Annotated in this window: 21 protein-coding genes; 16 read left to right on the top strand and 5 right to left on the bottom strand. The window is 64.7% G+C overall.

The features are described from left to right. Window positions 1-20 precede the first annotated feature (20 nt). The 4 genes from JLZ96_RS14745 to JLZ96_RS14730 are packed head-to-tail and all read left to right on the top strand — an operon-like array spanning window position 21 to window position 3,251. On the top strand, window positions 21-1,016 hold the full coding sequence (locus tag JLZ96_RS14745; protein ID WP_201010756.1) for a glycosyltransferase: 996 nt from the start codon (window positions 21-23) through the stop codon (window positions 1,014-1,016). Beyond that, window positions 1,013-1,954, top strand: coding sequence for an NAD(P)-dependent oxidoreductase (locus tag JLZ96_RS14740; protein ID WP_032392948.1), 942 nt, complete (start codon window positions 1,013-1,015; stop codon window positions 1,952-1,954). Before JLZ96_RS14745 ends, JLZ96_RS14740 begins: the two co-directional genes overlap by 4 nt. Next, window positions 1,951-2,418, top strand: a complete 468-nt coding sequence (locus JLZ96_RS14735; protein WP_032374162.1) for a GtrA family protein — start codon at window positions 1,951-1,953, stop codon at window positions 2,416-2,418. Before JLZ96_RS14740 ends, JLZ96_RS14735 begins: the two co-directional genes overlap by 4 nt. Beyond that, window positions 2,415-3,251, top strand: coding sequence for a glycosyltransferase family A protein (locus tag JLZ96_RS14730; protein WP_032374163.1), 837 nt, complete (start codon window positions 2,415-2,417; stop codon window positions 3,249-3,251). Before JLZ96_RS14735 ends, JLZ96_RS14730 begins: the two co-directional genes overlap by 4 nt. A 12-nt stretch (window positions 3,252-3,263) precedes the next feature. On the opposite strand, the gene rfbB is transcribed toward JLZ96_RS14730, so the two are convergent. Continuing rightward, a complete protein-coding gene (gene rfbB, locus JLZ96_RS14725) occupies window positions 3,264-4,268 on the bottom strand; it encodes a dTDP-glucose 4,6-dehydratase (RefSeq protein ID WP_032366771.1) in 1,005 nt (334 codons plus the stop codon). A gap of 90 nt (window positions 4,269-4,358) precedes the next feature. On the opposite strand from rfbB, the gene JLZ96_RS24990 reads away from it, so the two are divergent. From JLZ96_RS24990 to JLZ96_RS14710, 3 genes are read left to right on the top strand one after another with little or no spacing between them, the layout of a single operon-like run. Further along, the gene (locus tag JLZ96_RS24990) at window positions 4,359-5,141 is read left to right on the top strand and encodes a hypothetical protein (RefSeq protein WP_236253989.1); all 783 of its coding nucleotides are present in this window, start codon (window positions 4,359-4,361) and stop codon (window positions 5,139-5,141) included. After that, window positions 5,138-6,349, top strand: a complete 1,212-nt coding sequence (locus JLZ96_RS14715) for a WXG100 family type VII secretion target (protein ID WP_201010453.1) — start codon at window positions 5,138-5,140, stop codon at window positions 6,347-6,349. Before JLZ96_RS24990 ends, JLZ96_RS14715 begins: the two co-directional genes overlap by 4 nt. Then, window positions 6,346-6,702 carry a hypothetical protein gene (locus JLZ96_RS14710; RefSeq protein WP_201010452.1) on the top strand — a complete coding sequence of 119 codons (357 nt, stop codon included), beginning with the start codon at window positions 6,346-6,348 and terminating at the stop codon, window positions 6,700-6,702. The genes JLZ96_RS14715 and JLZ96_RS14710 overlap by 4 nt, the downstream gene beginning before the upstream one ends. Window positions 6,703-6,717: 15 nt before the next feature. On the opposite strand, the gene JLZ96_RS14705 is transcribed toward JLZ96_RS14710, so the two are convergent. After that, entirely contained in the window at window positions 6,718-7,236 is a 519-nt protein-coding gene (locus JLZ96_RS14705; protein ID WP_201010451.1) for a maleylpyruvate isomerase family mycothiol-dependent enzyme, read from the bottom strand. Between the two features lie 147 nt (window positions 7,237-7,383). Between JLZ96_RS14705 and rfbA the strand changes: the two genes are divergently transcribed. Together rfbA and JLZ96_RS14695 are read left to right on the top strand one after the other, a co-directional pair. After that, entirely contained in the window at window positions 7,384-8,256 is an 873-nt protein-coding gene (gene rfbA / locus JLZ96_RS14700) for a glucose-1-phosphate thymidylyltransferase RfbA (RefSeq protein ID WP_201010450.1), read from the top strand. Continuing rightward, window positions 8,253-8,834, top strand: a complete 582-nt coding sequence (locus JLZ96_RS14695; protein ID WP_032385367.1) for a dTDP-4-dehydrorhamnose 3,5-epimerase family protein — start codon at window positions 8,253-8,255, stop codon at window positions 8,832-8,834. The genes rfbA and JLZ96_RS14695 overlap by 4 nt, the downstream gene beginning before the upstream one ends. Window positions 8,835-8,896: 62 nt before the next feature. Here JLZ96_RS14695 and JLZ96_RS14690 read toward each other — a convergent pair whose 3' ends face one another. Both JLZ96_RS14690 and JLZ96_RS14685 read right to left on the bottom strand, forming a co-directional pair. Further along, window positions 8,897-9,925, bottom strand: a complete 1,029-nt coding sequence (locus JLZ96_RS14690; protein WP_201010449.1) for a TerC family protein — start codon at window positions 9,923-9,925, stop codon at window positions 8,897-8,899. A gap of 174 nt (window positions 9,926-10,099) precedes the next feature. After that, window positions 10,100-10,618, bottom strand: coding sequence for a GtrA family protein (locus JLZ96_RS14685; protein WP_080729430.1), 519 nt, complete (start codon window positions 10,616-10,618; stop codon window positions 10,100-10,102). 47 nt (window positions 10,619-10,665) lie between these two features. Here JLZ96_RS14685 and JLZ96_RS14680 point away from each other — a divergent pair, with 47 nt between their 5' ends. Genes JLZ96_RS14680 through JLZ96_RS14670 form a run of 3 tightly spaced genes read left to right on the top strand, consistent with a single transcriptional unit; the run spans window position 10,666 to window position 14,881 of the window. Continuing rightward, the gene (locus tag JLZ96_RS14680; protein ID WP_027494795.1) at window positions 10,666-12,117 is read left to right on the top strand and encodes an FAD-binding oxidoreductase; all 1,452 of its coding nucleotides are present in this window, start codon (window positions 10,666-10,668) and stop codon (window positions 12,115-12,117) included. Next, complete coding sequence (locus tag JLZ96_RS14675; protein WP_027494796.1) at window positions 12,114-12,878, top strand: decaprenylphospho-beta-D-erythro-pentofuranosid-2-ulose 2-reductase; 765 nt, start codon at window positions 12,114-12,116, stop codon at window positions 12,876-12,878. The genes JLZ96_RS14680 and JLZ96_RS14675 overlap by 4 nt, the downstream gene beginning before the upstream one ends. Window positions 12,879-12,883: 5 nt before the next feature. Continuing rightward, the gene (locus JLZ96_RS14670; protein WP_201010448.1) at window positions 12,884-14,881 is read left to right on the top strand and encodes a galactan 5-O-arabinofuranosyltransferase; all 1,998 of its coding nucleotides are present in this window, start codon (window positions 12,884-12,886) and stop codon (window positions 14,879-14,881) included. Between the two features lie 45 nt (window positions 14,882-14,926). Here the strand turns inward: JLZ96_RS14670 and JLZ96_RS14665 are convergent, their stop codons facing one another. Further along, window positions 14,927-15,379 (bottom strand): helix-turn-helix domain-containing protein, encoded by a 453-nt coding sequence (locus JLZ96_RS14665; protein WP_032366764.1) that lies wholly within the window; start codon window positions 15,377-15,379, stop codon window positions 14,927-14,929. 79 nt (window positions 15,380-15,458) lie between these two features. Between JLZ96_RS14665 and JLZ96_RS14660 the strand changes: the two genes are divergently transcribed. From JLZ96_RS14660 to JLZ96_RS14645, 4 genes are all read left to right on the top strand, one after another. Then, window positions 15,459-16,157 carry a nitroreductase gene (locus tag JLZ96_RS14660; RefSeq protein ID WP_201010447.1) on the top strand — a complete coding sequence of 233 codons (699 nt, stop codon included), beginning with the start codon at window positions 15,459-15,461 and terminating at the stop codon, window positions 16,155-16,157. A 98-nt stretch (window positions 16,158-16,255) separates the two neighbouring features. Next, on the top strand, window positions 16,256-18,025 hold the full coding sequence (locus tag JLZ96_RS14655) for a glycosyl transferase (protein ID WP_201010446.1): 1,770 nt from the start codon (window positions 16,256-16,258) through the stop codon (window positions 18,023-18,025). Between the two features lie 10 nt (window positions 18,026-18,035). Next, entirely contained in the window at window positions 18,036-21,206 is a 3,171-nt protein-coding gene (locus tag JLZ96_RS14650; RefSeq protein ID WP_236253987.1) for an arabinosyltransferase domain-containing protein, read from the top strand. Window positions 21,207-21,281: 75 nt separating this feature from the next. After that, on the top strand, window positions 21,282-24,599 hold the full coding sequence (locus JLZ96_RS14645; RefSeq protein ID WP_094716762.1) for an arabinosyltransferase domain-containing protein: 3,318 nt from the start codon (window positions 21,282-21,284) through the stop codon (window positions 24,597-24,599). Window positions 24,600-24,787: the final 188 nt, after the last annotated feature.

Genomic DNA, 24,787 nt, shown 5'->3' with positions numbered 1-24,787 from the left:
ACGCTGCTGCTCCGCACCGCATCTCCATCGTGGTTCCGGTCTACCAGGGTGAACGGACGCTCAGCGCGCTGATGGACGAGATCATCCCGTTGACGCAGGTCACCCACACGCCCCTCGGGCGGCCGATGATCGTCGAAGAAGTTCTCCTCGTGTTCGATCACGGACCCGACAACTCCGCAGCCGTGATCCGGCAGCTGACCGAGGCGCATTCGTTCGTTCGTGGCGTGTGGCTCAGTCGCAATTTCGGCCAACACCCCGCCACCCTCGCCGGCATGGCATCGAGCGGCGGCGAGTGGATCGTCACGATGGACGAGGACGGCCAGCATGACCCGGCCGCGATCGGCGGCATGCTCGATACCGCCCTCGACCGGCAGTCCACCGTCGTCTACGCCAAGCCGACGAACGTCGCACCGCACGGACTCTGGCGCAACGCCGCCTCACGCGGAGCGAAGTGGCTCATCGCCAAGGCTTTGGCCGGAGACAACACCGTCGACTACCAGAGCTACCGCCTGGTCCTCGGCGAAGTCGGTCGATCCGTTGCCGCCTACGCCGGCTCCGAGGCATACCTCGATATCGCACTCGGGTGGATTGCAGGCGACGTCACGACGAGCCCGGTGGCCCTGCGAGAAGAAGTGGACCGTCGATCGGGATACCGGCTGCGGACGCTTCTGTCGCACTTCTGGCGAATGGTGCTCTCCAGCGGCACCAAAGGTCTGCGGCTGGTGTCCTTCATCGGCATCGCCTTCGCGCTACTGGGCCTCGTTCTCGTCGCCTACGTGCTGGTGTCGTACCTCGTCTTCGATTCCGGTGCCGAAGTGCGAGGCTGGGCATCGACGATGGTGATCCTGCTGTTCGGCTTCGGAGCCACCCTGTTCTCGCTCGGAGTGGTGGCCGAGTACGTCGGCGTCAACGTCAAGACCGCCATGGGCAAGCCGCCCTACCTGATCGTGACCGACCCTGGAAACGGGCCGCTCGGACGCACCGAACCGTCGACCGATCCCGCACCGCCGGCGTGAACGCGACGCACACCTGGGTCGTCGGCAGCGGCGGACTGCTCGGCGCATCGGTGACGCGGGAGGCTCGACGACGCGGACATCACGTGCACACCAGTGCAATCCCGTGGTCCGACCGGTCACTGGCCGAAGAAACTCTGCTGCAACGCTGTTCGGCCTTCTTCGACTCGTTCCGGACCGGCGCGTGGAACGTCGTCTGGGCCGCCGGAGCCGGCGTGAACGGCACCAGTGCAGCACAATTCGCCGAAGAGAACGATCTGATCCGGACCGTACTGGCCCGGGTCGAGTCCGTCGCTGCGGACCGCGCGGACACCGGAACGGTGTTTCTCGCGTCGTCTGCCGGAGGCGTCTACGCCGGCGCACCGGGAGCCCCACACGACGAAGAGACACCGCCGATTCCGTTGGGCGACTACGGTTTCGCGAAACTGCAGTCCGAGTCGGTCGCGACCGAATTCGGCATCCGCACCGGGGTCAACGTTGTCGTCGGCCGATTCGCCAACCTCTACGGCCCGGGACAGAATCTCGCGAAACCTCAGGGGTTGATCTCGCACCTGTGCCGCGGATACCTGATGGCCTCACCGGTGTCGATCTACGTCCCCATGGACACCCTGCGCGATTACCTCTATGTCAGCGACGCCGCCGAAATGGTGGCCGACGCCCTCGCCGTCTCCGCCGAACGACGTATCGCTCCGACCGTCAAGATCTTCGCCTCGGGTGAGGCCGTCACCATCGGTTCCATTCTCGGTGCCTGCCGAACCGTCTTTCGTCGACGGCCCAACGTAGTGCTCGCGGCCTCTCCCCTCGCGGCGTTCCAAGGACGCGACCTACGACTGCGGTCGACCGTCTGGCCGCAGATCGATCGACGCACCCACCGCACACTGCCTGCAGGTATCGCCTCGACCCTGTTCGCGACGCGTCAGGCACTGGCGGTGGGCCGATGACCGAACCGCAGACTCCCGCGCCTCCGGCCGGCATGAACGGTGCACCGGGACCACTGATGCGCATCGTCAAGAATCAGAAGATCGCATTTCTGCTCGTCGGCGGCGTCAACACCGCACTGGGCACCGCATGGTTCATCGTGTGGCAGTTGCTGATCGGCGAGCGATACGGCTACCACGCCGCCATCGTGCTCGGGTATCTCTGCAACGTACTGTGCGCGTTCGCGATGTATCGCTACCTCGTGTTTCGCGTTCGCGGGCACTTCTTCCGAGATCTGCTCCGGTTCTTCGTGGTCAACTTCGGAGCGTTCCTCGCCAACATCTCACTGATGACCCTCGCCGTCTCGGTGTTCCACTTCCCGCCCATCCCTTCCCAATTGGTCGTCACAGCAGTGATGGCAGTCGTCAGCTTCTTCGGCTACCGCGACTTCTCGTTTCGCAGAAAGAGCCAGGACCCCACACCATGACACCCCGAGTTTCCGTCGTCGTCCCGGCGTACAACAACGCCGAATACCTGGCCGAGACCATCGATTCGATTCTTGCCCAGACGTTCACGGACTTCGAGCTGGTCATTGCCGACCACTCGTCGACCGACGGCACCCTGGCCGTTGCCCAGAAGTACGACGATCCACGCATTCGCCTCCTCACCACACCTGCGGGCGGCGGGGCACAGGCCAACTGGAATCGCGTCACCGAGGAAGCGTCGGGCGAGCTGATCAAACTCGTGTGCGGTGACGACACCATCCACCGCACCGCGCTCGCCGCCCAGGTACAGGCTTTCGACGCCCATCCGACCGCGGTACTCGTCGCCGCGCAGCGCACGTTGATCGACGCCAACAGCAAAACCGTCATCGCCGCGCGCGGACTCGGCGGACTACAGGGAAAGACGTCGGGTCGAGTGGCCGCGAGAACAGCAGTTCGGGCCGGAGCCAACATCTTCGGTGAACCCGGCGGCGTCATGATGAAGCTCTCGGAACTGCGCGCAGTCGGACTGTGGGACAACAGTCATCCGTACCTGATCGACCAGGCCACCTTCATCGCCGTCGCGCTGCGCGGCGACATCGTGGCCATTCCCCAGCCGCTGGCGTCGTTTCGCATCAACTCGGGACAGTGGAGCGTCGAGCTCGCCACCCAGCAGGCCCGTCAGGCCGCCGACTTCCACCGCTCCCTCCAGGCGAGCGACCCGACGTTGTTGTCCGACAGTGACGTTCGCATCGGCAACGCCAAGGCACTCATGACCTCGTTCATGCGGCGAGCCGTGTACCTGCTGCTGCGACATCGGATGTCGCGCAGCAGCTAGCGTTTCGGATTTTCAGGGCAGTACGGATTCCTTCGTCGCATAGACGGCCTCGGTGGCGTCCTTCTGCGGTCGCCACCACTGCTCGTTGTCGCGGTACCAGTCGACGGTCGCTTTCAACCCTGCGCGGAAGTCGACATAGGTTGGCGTCCAACCCAATTCGGTGCGGAGCTTGGTCGAGTCGATGGCGTAGCGCAGATCGTGACCGGGCCGGTCGGTGACGAAATCGAAGGCATCGGGCTCGTGGCCGGTCTCTTCGAGGATCGCTTCGAGGACGGTGCGGTTGTTGGCTTCGCCGTCGGCTCCGATGAGGTAGGTCTCGCCGATGCGGCCGCCGTCGATGATGGCCCAGACGGCGCTGTTGTGGTCGTCGACGTGGATCCAGTCGCGCACGTTCTGCCCGGCACCGTAGAGCTTGGGGCGTGAGCCGCTGAGGATGTTGGTGATCTGACGCGGGATGAACTTCTCCACGTGCTGATACGGGCCGTAGTTGTTGGAGCAGTTCGAGATGGTGGAGCGGACCCCGAACGAGCGGGTCCACGCGCGGACCAGCAGATCGCTCGACGCCTTGGTCGACGAGTACGGGCTCGACGGGTTGTACGGGGTCGATTCGGTGAATCTCGCCGGATCGTCGAGTTCGAGGTCGCCGTAGACCTCGTCGGTGGAGATGTGGTGGTAGCGGACGTCGTGCTCGCGGACCGCGTTGAGCAACGTGGTGGTGCCGATGACGTTGGTGTGGACGAACGGCCACGGGTCGGTCAACGAGTTGTCGTTGTGGGATTCGGCGGCGAAGTGGACGACGAGATCGGTCTCGCGGACGAGTCGGTCGACGAGATCGGCGTCGGCGATGTCGCCGTGCACGAAGTCGATGCGATCGGCAACGGGGTCCAGAGAGGCCTTGTTGCCGGCGTAGGTGAGCTTGTCGAGCACGGTGACCTGGGAGTCGGGGCGCTGCGCGAGGGTCTGATGTACGAAGTTCGCGCCGATGAACCCGGCCCCACCCGTGACGAGAATTCTCATGAACAGGCACTTTACCGGGGGATGCTTGTGTGGGGCGTTCTTGTCGGGCGCGCGTGCTAGCTTCTGTTCGACTTCGGGGGGAGTACGTCAATGGGTCTGGGAAAAATTCTTGTCCGTCTCGCGGCACTGATAACGCTGCTGTTCGGGTTCATGTGGGCAATTCCGCAGCTGGCTCCGCAAGTGCCGGAACCGTACGAGGGTGTACGGACTCTGCCACCGGTGTCACCCAGACCCACGGGCTCGACGACAGTGCCGCCGCCCCTGCCGCCGGGTTGTCCGTCGATGGAACGCCCGCCACCGCAAATCGAGGTACCCGACGGGCAGCCGCAGCCCATCGCCACCAAATTCGGCTGGACTTACGACATTCCGGCAGAGTGGCGAAACTTTTCGACCGGAATCGCGGGATGGTCGAATGCCGGTCGATCGGTCGTCTACGGCTCGATCGGAGATTTCGGGAGCAATTACTGCCCGGAATCCGACGGGTCGACGCTCGCCATGTCCGGCATGACCGGGCGCCGCGGAATGGATCTGCACACCGCAGCGCTCGACGCAGCACGAGGCGCGGAGATCATCTTCGGCGACGACTCCGCCGCACCGCCTCGAATCGAGTACTCGCAGCCGAGCGATATCGAGGTCGCAGGCGGGCCGGCTGTGCGATACACCGTCACGGCATCGAGCGTGCACAAGCGAGCCGACTGTGACCCCACGAAGGGGACGTTCGATGTTGTTGCCGTGCCCGGGTTCGCGACGGCGACGGTCGCCGTGTTCTTCGTGAAGCTGGACCTCGCTGTCGACGGGGCACTGGATCATTCGGTCGTCGAAGACATCATTTCCACACTCCGCCGTAGCGATCCCGGCGGGGTGACGCGATGACCAAAGAACTCCTTTCGGCGGACGCGGCGAACATCGCCGGTCTCGGTAATCTTCTCGATCGCATCGGTGTCGATACCCTGGCCAGTCACCACTACTTGCTCGACAACGCGGGCCTCGGCGAGAACGTGGTCGGAGAGATTCTGAAGAAGCTGCGTCCGTATATCGCGCGCTTCCAAGAGATGACCCGCACCCGACACGTTCACCTGTCGGCCAACTGCGGCGAGATGGGGGCCGAGCTGAACAAAGCTGCCTGGTTGTATGCCGATCAAGATCGAAAGAATTACGACCTGCTCAACGCCCACACATCTGTGCCACCGCTACCCGGCAGCGACCGCGGGAGTTCGGATCACGCCGCGGCCGGGCATGTAGACGAATTCGACGGTGCCGCTGACTACGGTCATCCTCACGGAATCGATTATCCTCCAACCAATCCCGCCATCGACGACATCCGCGACGTGCTCGCCGATGCCTCCGAGTGGCTCGGCGAGATCGACCGTACGATCTTCGAACTCTCCGGGTGGAGTCCGCTACGCGAAGCGACCATTCCTGTCACCGGCAACTGGAACGAAATCCGTCGAATCGGTCAGGCTTACCAGATTGCGGGCGACGCCATGGAAGCCGCAGCCGAGTCGTTGGCTGCAGGAGTACGCCGCGTCGACGTCCACTGGAACGGTGCAGCCGCACAGGCATTCACCGACTATGCCGACCGACAACTCGCCGCAATGCGATGGGAAGGGCATGCCGGCCGAACGATCGCCGCAATCTGTACAGCCATCGCCGACCGACTTCGTGGCGCAGCGCTGGCAGTGGTCCGCAAGATCGTCGAATTGCTCGAGTCCGAAGTGGCCCTCGACAACGCCCGCGGTGCGCTGAAGGTCGTGCTCAAGAAAGTGCCGGTGGTCGGCACTGCATGGCAGGTGGAGAGCATCATCGAAATATGCTTGACGGCAATGGATCTGACCAAGGATCTCATTGTGAAGATCGAGCAGGTGGTCGACGACTTCGGCGGGTTCCTCGACGCGCTCGGCGACCCCGAAGGCCAGGTGGGCCAGAAGATCGACGACACACTGCGACCGCTGAACGACCTCCTCGACTACGGCAAGCAAGCCGTCGAAGTGGGCAAGACCGCGGATATCCGACCGGTACTCGACACACCGGACGAGGACTTCTCCGTCGGCACCGGCGACGGACCATGGCGGGACGCATGATCGAGTCACTGCCTCCGCACGCCCGCGCTGCCTACGACCGACTGATGGCATCCTGCGGAGAGCTCGAAGCCATGCGTAGACGCGCCTCGAACTCAGACCTGAAAACCCAGACCGTCACAACGGAACTACTGGCCCGCGTGGCGTCCTCACCGCGAGCGTCGGCCGACCTGATCCACTACGCACGCCGCGTCGCGTCGGGTGAATGCAGTTGGGAACGAATCCAGGTGGACGCGAATCCGCTGCCTCCGGAGGTGGACGAGCTCACAGCCGATCCGCTGGTCGTGTGGCCGTCGGAATGGCCGACATCGACGACCGAAGCCCTGTCTCAGCCCTATCGAATCCCGTGGGAGTGAAGGCCGCTGGACGTGTCAGGACCGTCGAACAGTGCGCCCGGCAAAAGCCGCGATGCGCTCGTACGCGTTTGCTCCGTCGGGTGCAGGCTGCTCGGGATCGAAGGCACCACCCCTGCGCTCATCGGTCACATTGGCCGACATGAACACCATCCCCTCCTCCGCCACGGTCTGGTCGAAGTCGTCGGTACCACGCCCGAGCGCGGTCGCAAGGTCCCACGCGTGCACCGAAAGTTCAGCAGCGACCATGCCGGCCGGCAGCGGTGAACCTGCGTCGAGCTCGGTCAGCAGTTCGCGGGTCCGGGCGGTCCACAGCGGAACCGGATCCGAGGAGGGCTCGGGTGCGGCCGACCAGTCGATCTCCCCACCTCGCGCCATCGTCACCAGGTTGGCCGCGGTGTGCACCAGGTGGTCCGTCAGGTCAGCGACTGTCCACTCCGTGCAGGGCGTGGCCGACGCGCGTTCGGCGTCGGTCATTCCGGCCATCAATTCGGTGATCTGAGTGGCACCGGTGGCGATCTGACTACTCGTCGTCACTTGGCTTGTCCTTTGTTCGGTCGACGGGCGGTTCCGTCGGAACGGGGCAGGGCTGGCCGGAGTCTATGGGCAGTTGCCACCTCGCGCGCCGGAAACGAAGGTGCACGACCGAGCGGGTGATCGGAGGGTCTGGAAGACTTCGGGCTCATGCGGGGAATCATTCTGGCGGGCGGCACGGGCTCACGGCTTCATCCGATCACGATGGGAGTGAGCAAACAGCTGGTCCCGGTCTACGACAAACCGATGATCTACTACCCCCTCTCGACCCTGATCCTCGCCGGCATCCGCGAGATCCTCATCATCACCACACCCCAGGACGCCGACCAGTTCGCACGCCTGCTCGGCGACGGCTCCCAATTCGGCATCTCCTTGACCTACAAGGTCCAACACGAACCCAACGGCCTCGCCCAAGCCTTCGTCCTGGGAGCCGATCACATCGGCACCGACTCCGCCGCCCTGGTGCTCGGCGACAACATCTTCTACGGCCCCGGCCTGGGCACCCAACTCTCACGCTTCGACACCATCGACGGCGGAGCCGTCTTCGCCTACGAGGTCTCCGACCCCACCGCCTACGGCGTCATCGAATTCGACGACAACCGAAAAGCCGTGTCGTTGGAAGAAAAACCCACCGCCCCGAAATCGAACTACGCCGTCCCTGGCCTGTACTTCTACGACAACGACGTCATCGCCATCGCCCGCGACCTCGCCCCCTCCGCCCGCGGCGAATACGAGATCACCGACGTCAACCGCCACTACCTCGACGCCGGCCGCCTCCAAGTCGAAGTCCTGCCCCGCGGCACCGCCTGGCTCGACACCGGCACCTTCGACTCCCTCCTCGACGCCTCCAACTACGTGCGCACCATCGAACAACGCCAAGGACTCAAGATCGGATCCCCCGAAGAAGTCGCCTGGCGACGAGGATTCATCACCGACGACGAACTACGCACCCGCGCCGAGACACTCGTCAAATCCGGCTACGGCCGCTACCTGCTGGACCTGATCGACCGAGGAAACCGATGACGTTTCGTGAACTGACAATATCCGGCGCCTACGAATACACCCCACGCCAGTTCGGTGACGACCGCGGCGTGTTCTTCGAATGGTTCAAAGCGAGCCTCTTCGAGGAAACGACCGGGCGAGCGTTGGATCTGAAGCAGGCGAACTGCTCGGTCTCCGCCGCCGGCGTGCTGCGCGGGATCCACTTCACCACCAACCCACCCGGGCAAGCGAAATACGTCACCTGCGCCCGCGGAGCGTTCCTCGACGTCATCGTCGACCTGCGCGTCGGCTCCCCGACGTTCGGGCAGTGGGACAGCGTGCTGATCGACGACATCGACCGGAAAGCGGTGTTCCTCTCCGAAGGCCTCGGGCACGCCATCTTGTCGTTGGAAGACAACTCCACCGTGATGTATCTGTGCGGCCTCGAGTACACCCCGGCACTGGACCGCGACATCAACCCCCTCGACCCCGCCCTGGGTATCGACTGGCCCACCACCGGCCGCGACGGATCGCCCCTGACCTACGAGCTCTCCGCCAAAGACAAAGCCGCCCCCACCCTCACCGAAGCCCTCGAAGCAGGAAACCTGCCCACCTTCTGAGTTGGTCGTTGTTGGGGCGACACCGCGGTCGTGCGGCGTCGCCCCAACACCCGATGCGAAGGCTACAGACGGTCTTTCGGTCGACCGCGCGTGCTCCACAAAGGTTGAGCCGCAGCAAGTTCCGTTTCCGTCGCCGTCCGGAACGGAGACGCCGACTGGTCGACCTGCGGGCGCGCATCCTGCCCTCGGGTGGCTCGCAAACTGAGTATCACGGAGACCGCGAGAATCGACGAGATGACACCGAGCGAGACGGCGGTGGGGATGTAGAACACGTCGACCTTGAGTGCCATCTTGATGCCGACCCAGATCAGGACCAACGCCAATCCCACCTTCAGGTACACGAATCGGTGCATCAGGTCCGCGAGCAGAAAGTACATCGCCCGCAGTCCGAGAATGGCGAATGCGTTGGCGGTGAACACCAGGAAGGGGATGTCGGTGACGGCGAAGATCGCCGGTATGGAATCGACAGCGAAGACGATGTCGGTGACTTCGACGAGGACCAGCACCGCCAACAGCGGAGTGGCCAACGCAACGCCCCCGATGCGCACCATGAACTTCTGCCCGTAGAACGCGTCGGTCATGGGAACGTAGCGACGGAACAACCGCAGCGTACGAGACTGTTCGGGATCGAGATGCTCGTTGCGCTGACGCACCATGCGGTATCCGGTGAAGATCAAGAAGGCAGCGAAGAGGTAGAGCACCGCGCTGAAGCTGGCGATGAGGGCAGATCCCCCGGCGATGAAGATGCCACGAAAGACCAGCGCACCGAGTACGCCGAAGAACAGGACGCGGTGTTGCAACTCCCTGGGCACCGCGAAATACGTGAAGATGATGGCCCACACGAACACGTTGTCGACCGCCAGCGACTTCTCGATCAGGTAGCCGGCGAAGTACTGCTGGCCGAACTCGGCACCGGCGGTGGCCCAGATCAGTACTCCGAATCCAACGCCGAAAGCGACCCAGATACCGGACCAGGCAGCCGCTTCGCGCACTCCGATGACGTGTGCTCGCCGATGGGCGAACAAATCGACCGCAAGCATGGCGACGATGAAGCCGAGTACTGCCACCCAAGCCCAAAATGGAACGGACATGACAACCTCCAGTTCTGTGAACTGGAGGTCTCTCCCGCCCGACGTGGGCCGCTCGCCGGGCCCGGATTGCCGGGCCGTGGTGACGACGAAGCTGCTGGGGGATACTCCCCTCCTGAGGCCATATTGAACCAGGACTTCGGCCCGGGATCAAGGAAACTTAGCGCCCCACAACAGTTACCGAATTTTGAAGATCACGAACCGCTGCACCAGGAAGTTGATGACCGTCGCCGTTCCCTGCGCGACGACGAAAGCCACGTTGGCGTACCAGAAGCCGTCGGGAAGAACCTGGTAGAGCCAGGTGTAGATGCCGACCTGGACGGCGAAGGTGACCCCGTACAGTGCGACGACGGCGAGGAACCGGGCCCGGGACGGTGCCGCGTTGAACGTCCACCGACGGTTGATCAGATACGCCGTGGTGGTGCCGAGCACGAACCCGATCGCCTTGGCCAGAGTCACCCCGACGCCGAACACGAAATGCAGGATCAGATTGACGCCTTGATCGACGATCGCCGACAGCACACCCGTCGCCAAGAACCGCACCACCTGCGTCTTGAGATCGAGGGCCGCGTCGGCGATGTTCTCGGTCAGTGGCAGCTCGACGGGCAGCGGGACGTGATGCTGCAGCTCGTCGTCCTCGGGCGACCAGTCGTCGTTCCCGGAGCCGTCTTCGATGGAGCGATCAGGGGTGGACACGAGGACTGACATTAGCTGCTATCGCAATGCGGGTACCCTCTTGAGCGATGTCCACGACAGCCGACGACGCACTCTTCCCCCTGGAACCACAGGCCGGGAACACTGCGCCGCTACCCACGCAGACCCGCACACTCACTGGTTGGGGCCGCACTGCGCCCTCCACCGGCGAGGTGCTCTCGACCTCCGACCCCGAGCTCATCGCGAACGCGGTCAAGCAGGTCGCCGAGCAGAACGACTCCAAGCCGGCTTACCTCCGACGCGGCGTCATCGCCCGCGGCCTCGGCCGCTCCTACGGCGACAACGCGCAGAACTCTGGCGGACTCGTCATCGACATGAATGCCCTCAACGGCATTCACAGCATCGACGCGTCGACGCGCATCGTCGACGTCGACGGTGGCGTCAACCTCGACCAACTGATGCGTGCTGCACTGCCGTTCGGTCTGTGGGTTCCGGTGCTTCCGGGTACCCGTCAGGTCACCATCGGTGGAGCGATCGGCACGGACATCCACGGCAAGAACCACCACAGCGCGGGCAGCTTCGGTAACCACGTCCGCTCGATGGAACTTCTCACCGCGGACGGTCAGATCCGCCACCTGACGCCGACGGGCAAGAACGCCAAGCTCTTCTGGGCGACGGTCGGCGGCAACGGCCTGACCGGCATCATCCTGCGCGCGACGATCGAGATGACGCCCACGGAAACGGCCTACTTCATCGCCGACGGCGACGTCACCAGCACCCTCGACGAGACCATTGCCCTGCACAGCGACGGCAGTGAGAACAACTACGACTACTCGAGCGCCTGGTTCGACGCCGTCGCTCCGCCCCCCAAGCTCGGCCGCGCAGCTCTCTCACGTGGATCGTTGGCGCGCCTCGACCAGCTTCCCGAGAAGCTGCAGAAGGATCCGCTGCGCTTCAACGCCAAGCCGCTCGTGAAGTTCCCCGATATCTTTCCGAACGGGCTCGCCAACAAGTACACGTTCTCCGCCGTCGGCGAGGCCTGGTACCGCAAGGCCGGCAACTATCGGAACAAGGTTCAGTCCCTGACGGCGTTCTACCACCCACTCGACATGTTCAGTGAGTGGAACCGCGCCTACGGCTCCAAGGGATTTCTGCAGTACCAGTTCGTGGTGCCGCCGGAGGCCGTCGACGAGTTCAAGAAGATCATCGTCGATATCCAGAAGTCGGGGCACTACTCGTTCCTCAACGTGTTCAAGCTGTTCGGTCCGGGAAACAAAGCGCCACTGAGCTTTCCGATTCCAGGCTGGAACATCTGCGTGGACTTCCCGATCAAGCCGGGCCTGAACGAGTTCGTCCGCGAACTCGACAAGCGTGTGCTCGAGTTCGGCGGTCGTCTATACACCGCGAAGGATTCGCGCACCGACGCCGAGACGTTCCACTCGATGTACCCGCGGATCGACGAATGGATCAAGGTTCGTCGATCTGTAGACCCCACAGGCGTTTTCGCCTCCGATATGGCTAGAAGGCTGGAACTGCTGTGACGATAGACGCCGTAGGTAACCCGCAGACGATTCTCGTTCTGGGTGGCACCAGCGAGATCGGTCTCGCTATCACCGAGGAGTACCTCTCGAAGTCTCCGGCACGCGTCGTTCTCGCTGCGCTGCCCAACGATCCGCTGCGTGAGAGTGCCGTTGCACAGCTCACCGCCAAGGGCGCGAAGTCCGTGGACGTCATCGACTTCGACGCACTCGACACCGCGTCGCATCCGAAGGTCATCGACGCGGCCTGGGCCAAGGGTGACGTCGACGTCGCGATCGTCGCCTTCGCCGTCGACTTCGATGCCGAGCAGCTCTGGCAGGACCAGCGCAAGGCCGTCCTCGCCGCGAACATCAACTACACCGCATCCGTGTCGGTCGGCGTACTGCTGGGCGAGAAGATGAAGGCGCAGGCGTACGGCCGCATCATCGTCATGTCCTCGGTGGCAGGCGAGCGGGTCCGTCGCTCGAACTTCGTCTACGGCTCCACCAAGGCCGGCCTCGACGGTTTCTACCTCGGACTCGGAGAAGCGTTGCGCGAGTTCGGTCCTCGGGTCACGGTCGTTCGTCCGGGCATGGTGCGCACCAAGTTCAGCGCCCACGTCAAGGAAGCGCCGATGACCGTCGACAAGGAGGTCATCGCGAAGCTCGCGGTGAATGCATCGCGCAAGGGCACCCCGCTCATCTGGACTCCCGCACCGTGGCGTCTGGTGATGATGGTGCTGCGACACGTGCCGCGGCCGATCTTCCGCAAGCTGCCCATCTGATCTCGATGACTGACGGGGTTGCACCGGCTCGCAGAACCGCCTCTGCCGTCGGGGAGATCGTTCTCGGTGCGCTCGTCGCAGTCGTGGTGGCGACGGTCGGGCTGTACGCCTTCTCACTGGTTCAGTGGCCGGCGTTCAACTCGTCCAACGTCACTCGCGCTCTGACAACTCTGGGCCAGGTGGTAGCCGCGGCCCTGTTCGCGTCGTCGATCTACCTGTACCGAATCCGTAAGTGGCCGTGGATCGCTCGACTCTCGGCGTGGGTCGGGCTGTCCGGCTTCGTTACCGTGACCCTCGGAATGCCTTTGGCGGCAACCAAGCTGTACCTGTTCGGCATCTCCGTCGACCAGGAGTTTCGCACCGAATACCTGACGCGGCTGACGGATTCGGCGTCGTTGCGCGACATGACGTACGCCGACATCCCACCCTTCTACCCCGCAGGTTGGTTCTGGCTCGGTGGACGGGTCGGCAACCTGCTGGGTATGGACGGCTGGGAAGTGTTCAAGCCGTACGCAATCGGACTGCTTGCTGTCACGTCGGTGGTCGCTTTCGTACTGTGGAAGGCCCTGATCCGCAGTGACTGGGCTGTCGCCGTCAGCGCTGTCACGACTGCATTGGTTGTCGCCTACGCCTCCCCCGAGGCCTACAGCGCCGTCATCGTGCTGCTGTTCGCCCCGGCATTGCTCCTGGCCTGGGGCGCGTTGCATCGGCCCGTTACTCCTGTCTCCGACGGGGCTGGAGCGGCCACCCCCGTCGGGATGAATGCGACATCCAGTCGGTCAGACGGCAAGAATGGGACATTCATCCCCACGGGGGGACGCGCAGCAGGCGGCTGGGGAGCGGTAATCGGTACCGGCCTGTTCCTCGGTCTGGCCGCGACGTTCTACACCCTGTACCTGGGTCTGGCCGCGTTCACCGTCGTGCTGATGGCCTTGTTCGCCGCCGTTCTCGCCTACCGCGAGCGCAAGACCTGGCGGGCCCTGATTCCCATTGCACTCAAAGTGGCTGCGATCGCCGTCATCTCGGGCCTCATAGCGGCGACGGTATGGCTGCCGTATCTCGTCGACTTCCTTCGCGGCGCACCGTCCACATCGGGCACCGCACTGCACTACCTGCCCGAAGCCGGTGCAACGCTTCCGTTCCCGATGTTCGAGTTCTCGATTTTGGGCATTCTGTGCCTCATCGGAACGGTATGGGTGGCAGTACGTTTCTCGTCGTCGCGTCGAGCACAGGCACTCGGAGTCGGCGTCGTCGCGGTCTACCTGTGGACGTTGCTGTCGATGGCGGCCACGGCTGCGGGCACCACACTGCTCTCGTTCCGACTCGAAGCGGTTCTCATCGTATTGCTCGGCAGCGCAGGCGTTTTCGGATTCCTCGAAGGCAGCCACGCGATCTACCAGGCCATCAACGAGCCCCCGAAGTTCCGCATCGCTGCCGTCGTCGTCGCGGCCATCGGCGCAATGGCCTTCGCGCAGAACATCCCCCAGGTACTGCAGAGCGAGATCACCGTCGCGTACTCCGACACCGACGGTGACGGCAACCGTGCCGATATGCGTCCGCCGAGCGCCGTCTCGTACTACCGCGAGGTCGACGACGCCCTGACCGAACAGACCGGTCGACCACGCGATGAAACCGTCCTGCTCACTGCGGACACCTCGTTCCTGAGCTACTACCCGTACTTCGGATTCCAAGGACTGACGTCGCACTACGCCAATCCACTGGCGCAGTTCGATCAGCGGGCCGACGCCATCGAGCGGTGGACCGAGCTCGAGACTCCCGACCAGATGATCGAGGCGCTCGACACCAGCCAGTGGCGCGCCCCCGACGCCTTCCTGTTCCGCCGCGGTGCCGACGGCTACACCTTGAGACTGGCGGAGGACGTCTACCCGAACGATCCGAATGTGCGGCGCTACACCGTCACCTTCCCCGAGTCGCTGTTCGAGGATCCACGCTTCACGGTGACCGATATCGGGCCCTTCGCACTGGTCGTACGCACTGCATAATCGCTGCGCGCGCCGGATCGAGACCGCGGCCGCAGGCCGAGTACGTCACGGCGCAAGCGGGTTACCCGCGGCAGGCGCCGGCAGCACCTGACGAGCCGTGATCTCATCGCCGCACGAGTCACACTCGAGCCTCACGTGTGCGTTGCCCCCACAGTCGCGGTGCGTGTAGTGCACGGGGACACCGTCGGGTGCCATGTACGCGTCGCCCCAGTCCTTGAAGGCCATCAGAATCGGATAGATGTCGTGACCCTTGCGGGTCAGCCGGTATTCCGCGTAGGTGGAATCGGTCTGCACCTTGGCGAGAATGTCGTGCTCGACGAGGCGGTCGAGTCGATCCTGTAGCCGACTTCGTGAGATCCCCATGGCGCTCTGGAAGTGGTTGAAACGGCGAACCCCTGCGAACGACCACTTCAGAATCACCAGCGTCCACCGGTCACCCAGAACGGACAGAGACCTCGAAATCGAGCAGGGCACATCGGCCAGCTCCGCATGACGCATACCGTCGACCTTACCCAGCAGTCTCGAAACGAGACTATTGCTGCTACTTTGTAGTCTCGAAATGAGACCAGGGGTGTACATGGACGCTGTGACAGACGATCGAGGGCAGCAATTCTCGGCACTCGCCGGAATTCTCGAAGAACGCTGGACGTGCCGACAGTTCCGGCCGGATGCAGTGCCACGCGGCGATATCGAGCGTGTGCTCGCGCTGAGCCAGCGCACACCGTCGTGGTGCAACACCCAGCCGTGGCAGGTCATCGTGACGGAAGGGGAGGGGACAGACCGCTTCCGCCGGACACTCCAGGACCACGTCCGCGGCGGCGGCCCCCTGCAGAGTGACATCCCCTTCCCCACCCAGTACGCCGGCGACTATCGCGACCGTCGCCGTGCGTGCGGACTGCAGCTCTACGACAGTGTCGGCATCGAGAAGGGGGATCCGCGCGCCCTTGCTCAGATGCTCCGCAACTTCGACTTCTTCGATGCGCCACACGTCGCCGTGATCACCACCGAGGCCGATCTCGGCGAGTACGGAGCGATCGACTGCGGTCTGTACGTCAACACCTTTCTGCTCAGCGCACACAGCCTCGGCATCGCCACCGCCCCACAGGCCGCCCTCGCGTCGTACTCCGATTTTCTGCACGACTACTTCGAAATACCGGAGCACCGGCGCATCGTGCTCGGCATCTCGTTCGGATACGCGGACCTGGAGCACCCGATCAACTCGTTCCGAACCGAACGGGCAGACGTGACGAACGTGGCCACCTGGATCGGTGACTGATCTGTACATACGGGTGTGGGGCGGCGTCGCACTCCAGCCGGTGTGACCCAGCACGTTCGAGTTTTCGCCCACCGTGATCTTTCTGTAACCTCGACGCGATGACCACCCACGACCAGAGAGTTCTCGAGCGGCAGCCGACCACGGCACCGGCTCGACACTCCGGCGTCGGGCGTGGCGACCTCGTGGCGGCCGTCGGATTTCTGATCGCCGCCGTGTACGTCCTGCAGGGCCAGTGGCGCAATCTGAACGGTGGCTACCTCTACAACAGCGGCCAGGACCAGACGATGTGGGAGTGGTTCTTCTCCGTCGCCGCCCATGCCGTCGCGCATCTGGACAACCCACTGTCCAGTGACCTGCAGAATTACCCGCTCGGGGTGAATTTGATGGCGAACACAGCAATGTTCGGCATCTCCATTCCGCTGGCCCCGATCACGCTGTTGTTCGGACCCACCGTCACCTGGGCGATCGCCCTCACCGCCGGCCTCGCCGGCACCTCGTTCGCCTGGTACTGGCTGTTCTCGCGTCAGTTGAACGCGTCCAAGGGTGCCGCCGCAATGGGCGGCGCACTGTGCGGCTTCGCGCCCGGTGCCATCTCCCATGCCAACGGCCACCCCAACTTCGTGGTGCTGTTCCTGCTCCCGGTCATCGCGATGCTGGTCACCCGCGTCGCACACGGCGGTGGAACCACCAAGAACACCGTCGGACTCGGCTTGATCGTCGCGCTGCAGATCCTGCTCGGCGAAGAACCGCTGCTGATCTTCGCGATGTCGTTCGCCATCTTCGCCGTCGTCTACTACCTGTCCCGGCCGCGTTCCCTGTGGCCGGCCGTACGCAATGCCGTACCCCGGCTCGCGGTATCGGCGAGCATCGCGCTGGCCATCGTCGCCTTGCCGCTGTGGTGGCAGTTCTTCGGACCGCAGTCGTACTCCTTCCTCGAACACGGCCCGATGGGCAACGACGCCAAAGCCCTCTTCCAGTTCCCGACGCAATCCATCGGTGGCGTCGCCACCCCGGGACAGAACGTACGGATCAACGCCACCGAGGAGAACGCCTACTTCGGCTGGCCGCTGCTCGTGCTGTGCCTCGTGGCGGCAGTGTGGATGTGGCGTGTTGCCTGCGCCAGGGCCGCGGCTGCCACGGCCATCGTCATGAGCGTGCTCTCGCTCGGCGCGACGCTGATGATCGGCAAGAACGACACCGGCATCACCCTGCCGTGGACGAAACTCGCCGAATACCCACTCGTCGAATCCGTCCTCGAGACCCGCTTCGCCCTCGGCGCGGTCCCCGCACTGGCTCTGTTGCTCGTCCTGGCCACCGATCGGACGTTCCGCAACGGACTACGGCCGTTGCCGGCATTCTGGATCGCCGGACTCGCCCTCGCCCTCGTTCCGCTGATCCCGACGCCGCTGGTCACCGTCGACAAATCCCCCACACCCCGGTTCTTCGCCGACGGCGATTGGCAGAACTACGTCGACGACGGTTCCGTCGTCACCGTCCCTCTCCCACGGCCCGAGGACGCCCGGCCGCTGCGTTGGCAGATGGACGCGGACATGGGCTTCACGCTGGCCGCCGGATACTTCGTCGGACCGAGCGATCAGGAAGAGAAGGTCGCCAAGTACGGTGCCGTGGATCGCCCGACGGCGCTGCTGCTCGGCTCGGTCTACGACTCCGGCACCGTCCCCGAGATCACCGCCGATCAGCGCAGCCAGGCGGCGCAGGACATGCGCTTCTGGGAAGCCGACGTCGTGGTACTTCCGCCGAGCAAGAACACCGTCGCCCTGCGCAGCACGGTCACCGAGCTGCTCGACGTCCAGCCGCAATACACCGGCGGCGTATGGGTGTGGGATGTGCGCTCGCTCGTCCAATAGCATCGCCGGTGTGCCTGCGACCGCTCCGAACATCACGACCGCCCGGCTGATAGCGATCGTCACCGGCATCATCGGTGCCGTTCTGGCCATCGCCACTCCGCTGCTGCCGGTGCAGCAGGACGTCTCCACCCTGTCGTGGCCGCAGAACTCGTTCGGGAGCGTCAACGCTCCGCTGGTGAGCTACTCCCCGCTCGAATTGAACGCGACGATCCCGTGCAGTACTGCCACTCGGCTCGAGGGCGGCGGCACGGTGATGTCCACCGCTCCGATCGCGGCGGCGAAAACCGAGCAGCGAGCACTGACCGTGCGGGTCGACGACGATCGACTGCAGGTGCTGCTCCGCGATCGCGTTCTCGCCGAGGCTCCCGTATCCGACCTGGCCTCCGATTGCGCGCTGACCATCTCCTCGAACGCCGCCCGCACGGTGGTCGACCTCGGCGGCGCGGCCACCACTGTCGACGGCGACGTCCGGCCCCAGGTCGTCGGCATCTTCACCGACCTCACCGCGCCGGTCGACGGTCTGAACGTGCGCGTGGACATCGACTCCCGCTACTCCTCGACCCCGACGACGTTCAAGCTGCTGGCGATGATCGTCGGCGCGCTGGCCGTCGTCGCCTCCCTGTTCGCATTGCATCGCCTCGACAGCGTGGACGGTCGACGTCACCGCCGCTTCCTGCCGTCACGCTGGAAGTCGGTGACCGGCGTCGACGCCGTCGTCGTCGGAGTGCTGGTGTTGTGGCACTTCATCGGTGCCAACACCTCCGACGACGGCTACCTGCTCAACATGGCCCGCGTCTCCGAGCACGCCGGATACATGGCCAACTACTTCCGCTGGTTCGGCGTTCCCGAAGCACCGTTCGGCATGCCGTACTACGACATGCTGGCCGCCCTCGCCAAAGTCAGCACCGCCAGCATCTGGATGCGTCTGCCCGCCACGATCGCCGCACTGCTGTGCTGGCTCGTCATCAGCCGCGAGGTCATCCCCCGCCTCGGGCGCGCGGTACTGACCAACCGCGTCGCGCTGTGGACCGCAGGCCTGGTGTTCCTCGCCTTCTGGCTGCCCTACGACAACGGACTGCGTCCGGAACCCGTCATCGCCCTGGGCGCGCTGCTGACGTGGTGCTCGATCGAGCGGGCCATCGCCACCGGACGACTGTTGCCCGCCGCGGTCGGCACACTGATCGCCGCCTTCTCGCTCGCCGCCGGACCCACCGGACTGATCGCCGTCGCCGCGCTGCTCGCCGGACTCCGCCCGATCGTGATGATCATCGTCAAACGAGCCCGCCAAGTGGGGTTGCTCGCGGTCCTCGCGCCACTGATCGCGTCGGGACTGGCCGTGGTGATCGCGATCTTCGCCGACCAAACTCTGAGCACCGTGCTCGAAGCGACCCGGGTGCGCTCGGCTCTCGGACCCAACGTGCCCTGGTTCGAGGAACGTGTGCGCTGGGACGCGTTGATGACCATCTCCCCCGACGGCTCGCTCGCCCGACGATTCGGCATGTTCGCGATGCTGCTGTGCATCGTCGTCTGCATCGCGGTGATGCTCCGCAAGAACGGACGCATCCCCGGTACCGCCACCGGGCCATCGCGTCGGATACTCGGAATCGTCTTGGGCGCACTTGCTTTGATGATGTTCACCCCCACCAAGTGGACCCACCACTTCGGTGTGTACGCCGGTCTCGCCGCGTCTCTCGGCGCACTGGCAGCGGTGGCCGTCACGGCTGCCACCGTCCGATCCCCGCGTAACAGAACGCTGTTCACCGCCGCAGTGCTGTTCCTGACGGCGGTGGCGTTCACCAGCTCGAACGGTTGGTGGTACGTCTCGAGTTACGGCATTCCGTGGTTCGACAAGCCGCCGTCCATTGCCGGCAAGGGCTTCTCGACCATCCTGCTCGGCCTGACCGTGCTGACCCTGCTGTATGCGGCGTACCAACATGTCCGATTGCCTTATCGCACAGCAGAAACCACCACGCGTCGACGCTTCGCACCCTCGGCGTTGACCATCGTCGCCGGCGGTGTCGTCGCATTCGAAGTGCTCTCTTTCGCCAAAGGTGCTGTGGCTCAATACCCTGCGTACTCCATCGCGCGATCCAACTTCTCCGCACTCGCAGGCAACTCGTGTGGACTCGCCGGTGACGTGCAGGTGGAGACCGACGTCAACGGATCCGTCCTGCAGCCGATCGACCCCGCCCCGGACGCGCTGGGAGCAGGTGGCAGCACCGGATTCACCCCGGACGGCGTCGCCGAAGACCTGACGGCCGACTCCGAGGACACCGCCCAGGGCAGTGCCAACTCCATCCGCCCCGAGGACTCCGAAGAGAGCGCGTCGGCCACCTCGTCGAACTCCGCAGGCACCTCGGGCGGAACCAACGAGAACGTCGGAATCAACGGCAGCACAGTCGCTCTGCCGTTCGGACTGAACCCCGAAACGACCCCGGTGCTCGGCAGCTTCGGAGCCACCGAGCCCGCGTCACTGACCTCCGGTTGGTATTCGCTGCCTGGAGAGGGCGACCTGATCACCATCGCCGCCGCAGGCCGAATTCGCTCGGTGGACAAGGACGGCATCGTCACCGAAGGCCAACGCGTCGAACTGGAATACGGACGCCGCGACGGCGGAGACGTCCAGGCACTCGGCCGCGTCACGCCACTCGACATCGGCCCGGCACCGTCGTGGCGCAACCTGCGGGTACCGATGAGCGACCTACCCGCCGACGCTAACGCCGTTCGCATCGTCGCCGAGGACAACGACCTGGCCGGAGATCAGTGGCTCGCCGTCACTCCCCCTCGCGTCCCGAAGACTCAGACGCTGAATTCTCTGGTCGGGTCCACCGACCCCGTTCTGCTCGACTGGGCGGTCGGGCTGGCGTTCCCGTGCCAGCGTCCGTTCGATCATCGCGACGGCGTCGCCGAGGTGCCGAAGTACCGCATCCTGCCCGACCGAACCGGAGCCGAATCCACCAACGCCTGGCAGGATTCTTTCGGTGGCGGCCCGCTGGGGTGGACCGAACTGCTGCTCGGTGCCCAGACTCTGCCGTCGTATCTGGCCGACGACTACGCCCGCGATTGGGGGTCGATCGAGAGATACACGCCACTCGATCCGGCTGCCGCGGCCGCCCGGATCACCGTCGAGCAACAGTCTCGGTCGGGACTGTCCAGCGACGGACCGATGAAGACCGGCTGATTCCCTGTTTCTCCATCGGATCCGGGGACGGCGCCTGTGTGACCTCGAAGTCACGCTCGCATAACATCGACAATCGTGCCCGACGTCGTGACAGATTCATCAGCTGGTCCCCCCGTCCCCGCTCCGCTCGGAGCCTCGGACGAACTTCGTGCTCAGGTACGGATTCCCCGGCTGATCGCGATGGTGGCCGGCATACTCGGCGTGCTGTTCGCACTGATCACTCCGTTCGCACCCGTCACGCAGACCACCGCGAGTATCGAGTGGCCGCAGAACGGCCTCCTACAGGACGTGGACGCCCCACTGGTGTCCCAGGCACCCCTGCGACTGTCCGCAACCCTCCCGTGCTCTGCTGTGGCCGCACTACCCGCGTCGGGCGGGCTGTTGCTGGCGACCGCACCCCCGCAAGGTGAGGGTGCCGCCCTCAACAGCTTGTTCGTGCGCGTCGGCGAGTCGAACGTCGATGTCCTCGACCGCAACGTCGTCGTCGCGACGGCACCGCGCGCCGACGTCCAGAGCACACGCTGCGCCGCCATCGAGATCACCTCGAACGACCAGTACACCTCCGCAGCCTTCACCGGACTGACCGACGAGAGCGGCCAACCCGTCCAGGGTCGGCTCGACGGCGACCTCCGTCCGCAGGTCGTCGGCATCTTCAGTGATCTCAGTGGCGCGGCCCCGGCCGACATGTCGGTCACCGTCGACGTCGACTCCCGCTTCTCGTCGACTCCGACCATCCTGAAGTCGTTGATCATGGTGCTGGCGATCGCCTGCACGTTGCTGGCCATGGGCGCGCTCGCACGGCTCGACGGAACCGATCGCCGCGCGCACCGCCGCTTCTTCCCGTCGCACTGGTGGAAGTTCACGGGCGTCGACGTCACGGTTCTCGGAGTCCTCGTCGGCTGGCACTTCGTCGGAGCAAACACCTCCGACGACGGCTACCTGCTCACCATGGCCCGCGCGGCCGAACATTCCGGCTACATGGCCAACTACTTCCGCTGGTTCGGCGTCCCCGAGGCACCGTTCGGCTGGTACTACGACGTCCTGGCCGTCTTCGCCAAGATCTCGACCGCAAGCCCGTGGATGCGCTTGCCCGCCCTGATCGCCGGAGTCCTGTGCTGGATGGTGATCAGCCGCGAGGTGGTGCCGCGACTCGGACGCGCGGTGCGCAAATCGAACGTGGCGTTGTGGACCGGCGGATTGGTGTTCCTCGCCTTCTGGCTCCCGTACAACAACGGACTGCGTCCCGAGCCGATCGTCGCCCTCGGCGCATTGCTGACCTGGTGCTCGATCGAACGCTCCATCGCCACCGGTAGACTGCTCCCCGCCGCAGCCGCCTGCCTCATCGGTGCCTTCACCCTGGCCGCCGCACCCACCGGATTGATGTGTGTGGCAGCGCTTCTCGCCGGAGCCCGGCCCATCGCTCGCATCGTGGTCCGACGCCACCGGCAGGTCGGCACCCTCGCCATGCTGGCACCGTTGGCCGCTGCCGGAGTCCTCGTCCTCGTCGTCGTGTTCGCCGACCAGACCTTCGCGACGGTCATCGAATCCACCCGAGTGCGCACCATCATCGGCCCCAACGAGGCCTGGTACCAAGACTTCCTGCGGTACTACTACCTCTTCGTCCAGACCGTCGACGGTTCCGTGGCCCGCCGCTTCGCGTTCCTCGCGATGCTCCTGTGCCTGTTCACCACGCTGTTCGTGCTCCTGCGCCGCCGGCGCATTCCCGGCATCGCGAACGGGCCTGCCTGGCGACTGCTCGGCGTCGTCCTCGGAACCATCTTCTTCATGATGTTCAACCCCACCAAGTGGACTCACCACTTCGGTTCCTACGCCGGAATCGCCGGTGGGCTCGCCGCACTGACCGCAGTAGCCGTGTCGGCCAGTGCACTGCGCTCACGCCGAAACCGATCCCTGTTCACGGCCGGCCTGATGTTCGTTCTCGCACTGTCGTTCTCGGGAATCAACGGCTACTGGTACGTCTCGAGCTACGGCGTGCCGTGGTTCGACAAGACGGTCTCGCTCGGCGGCAACGAATCCGGCTCGCTGTTCCTCGTCCTCTTCGGACTGGTTCTCGCCGTCGCGGCATTCCAATACCTACGTGAGGGATACGCACCGCCACAACCGAAACCGACGTCGGCCCGCGGTAGACGCATTCGCAAGTTCGCTGCCGCACCACTGACCGTCATCGCCGGAATCATGGTCCTGTTCGAGGTCCTCTCCCTCGTCAAGGGTGCCGTCTCCCAATATCCCGCCTACTCGCTCGCGCGCTCCAATGTGCAATCGGTACTGGGCAATTCTTGCGGACTCGCCAACGACGTGCTCGTCGAAGCCGATCCCAACGCTGATGTACTGAGCCCCCTCCCAGGTGAATTCGATCCCGTCGCAGGCCCCCTCGGCGGAGCCAGCGACACCCTGCGCAACTTCACCGCCAACGGAATCCCCAGCGACCTCAGCGCCGACGCCGTGGAAGTCAAACCAGGACAGGGCAATACCGACCAACAAGCCGTCGGCCCCGCCTTCGAGGAAGGCCAGAGCTCGGGCACAGCAGGAGGCACCGGCGCACTGGGCGTCAACGGCTCCACCGCCGCCCTGCCCTTCGGACTCGACCCCGCCACCACACCTGTCCTCGGCTCCTACCAAGAAGGAATCCAGGAACCGGCCGAGGCCACCTCGAGCTGGTACCAGCTACCCGCCCGCAGCGACGACGCACCACTCGTCGTGTTCTCCGCAGCCGGACGTATCTGGTCCTACGACGACACCGGTGCCCTCACCTACGGCCAGTCGTTGCTGCTCGAATACGGCAAGCGTCAGCCCGACGGAAGCGTCCAGGCGCAGGGCACCTACCTACCTCGGGACATCGGACCCGCACCCTCGTGGCGCAACCTGCGAGTTCCGTTGGCAGACATCGCACCCGACGCCGACGCCGTCCGCATCGTCGCCAACGACCCCAACCTCACCGGCGACCAGTGGCTCGCATTCACCCCGCCGCGAGTACCGGTGATGGAGAATCTGAACACCATGATCGGCAGTGAGCAGCCCGTTCTGCTCGACTGGGCTGTCGGACTCCAGTTCCCGTGCCAACGGCCGTTCGACCACCGCTTCGGCGTCGCCGAGGTACCGGGCTACCGCATCCTCCCCGACCGCCCACTGGCCGTCAGCTCCACCGACACCTGGCAATCCGGCGAGAACGGCGGACCGCTCGGATGGTCCGAACTACTCGCCAAACCAGTCGCCGTCCCCACCTACCTCAAAAACGACTGGGCCAGGGACTGGGGCTCACTCGAGCGCTACGAGCAGTACTACCCCAACGCCGTGCCCGCCGACCTGCAAACCGGAGAAACCACGCGATCGGGATTCTACGAAGACGGAAAGCTGCGAGTCTTCGAGAAATAGTCCACCCGGCCTCGCCCGCCCCGCCCATCCGCCCTCCGCGTGGTGTCGCCCGCTCCCTTTTGGGATCAATGTCCCTTTGTTGCACTCTGACTGACTGAATCCCGCATTCATGCGGACGGGGGTTGGCGTACGGCCGATGGAGCGGGGTTTGGCGCACGATCGATGGATCGGGGGCTTACCACCGACCC

It is taken from the genome of Rhodococcus sp. NKCM2511, assembly GCF_014905595.1.
Lineage (GTDB): Bacteria > Actinomycetota > Actinomycetes > Mycobacteriales > Mycobacteriaceae > Rhodococcoides > Rhodococcoides fascians.
This window is presented reverse-complemented; position numbering and strand designations above follow the sequence as displayed.

Excerpts from the sequence above, each read along its gene's own strand:
- JLZ96_RS14735 (WP_032374162.1), top strand. The coding sequence starts at position 1,951 with ATGACCGAACCGCAGACTCCCGCGCCTCCGGCCGGCATGAACGGTGCA.
- JLZ96_RS14730 (WP_032374163.1), top strand. The coding sequence starts at position 2,415 with ATGACACCCCGAGTTTCCGTCGTCGTCCCGGCGTACAACAACGCCGAA.
- rfbB (WP_032366771.1), bottom strand. The coding sequence starts at position 4,268 with ATGAGAATTCTCGTCACGGGTGGGGCCGGGTTCATCGGCGCGAACTTC.
- JLZ96_RS24990 (WP_236253989.1), top strand. The coding sequence starts at position 4,359 with ATGGGTCTGGGAAAAATTCTTGTCCGTCTCGCGGCACTGATAACGCTG.
- JLZ96_RS14715 (WP_201010453.1), top strand. The coding sequence starts at position 5,138 with ATGACCAAAGAACTCCTTTCGGCGGACGCGGCGAACATCGCCGGTCTC.
- JLZ96_RS14710 (WP_201010452.1), top strand. The coding sequence starts at position 6,346 with ATGATCGAGTCACTGCCTCCGCACGCCCGCGCTGCCTACGACCGACTG.
- rfbA (WP_201010450.1), top strand. The coding sequence starts at position 7,384 with ATGCGGGGAATCATTCTGGCGGGCGGCACGGGCTCACGGCTTCATCCG.
- JLZ96_RS14695 (WP_032385367.1), top strand. The coding sequence starts at position 8,253 with ATGACGTTTCGTGAACTGACAATATCCGGCGCCTACGAATACACCCCA.
- JLZ96_RS14690 (WP_201010449.1), bottom strand. The coding sequence starts at position 9,925 with ATGTCCGTTCCATTTTGGGCTTGGGTGGCAGTACTCGGCTTCATCGTC.
- JLZ96_RS14680 (WP_027494795.1), top strand. The coding sequence starts at position 10,666 with ATGTCCACGACAGCCGACGACGCACTCTTCCCCCTGGAACCACAGGCC.
- JLZ96_RS14670 (WP_201010448.1), top strand. The coding sequence starts at position 12,884 with ATGACTGACGGGGTTGCACCGGCTCGCAGAACCGCCTCTGCCGTCGGG.
- JLZ96_RS14665 (WP_032366764.1), bottom strand. The coding sequence starts at position 15,379 with ATGCGTCATGCGGAGCTGGCCGATGTGCCCTGCTCGATTTCGAGGTCT.
- JLZ96_RS14660 (WP_201010447.1), top strand. The coding sequence starts at position 15,459 with ATGGACGCTGTGACAGACGATCGAGGGCAGCAATTCTCGGCACTCGCC.
- JLZ96_RS14655 (WP_201010446.1), top strand. The coding sequence starts at position 16,256 with ATGACCACCCACGACCAGAGAGTTCTCGAGCGGCAGCCGACCACGGCA.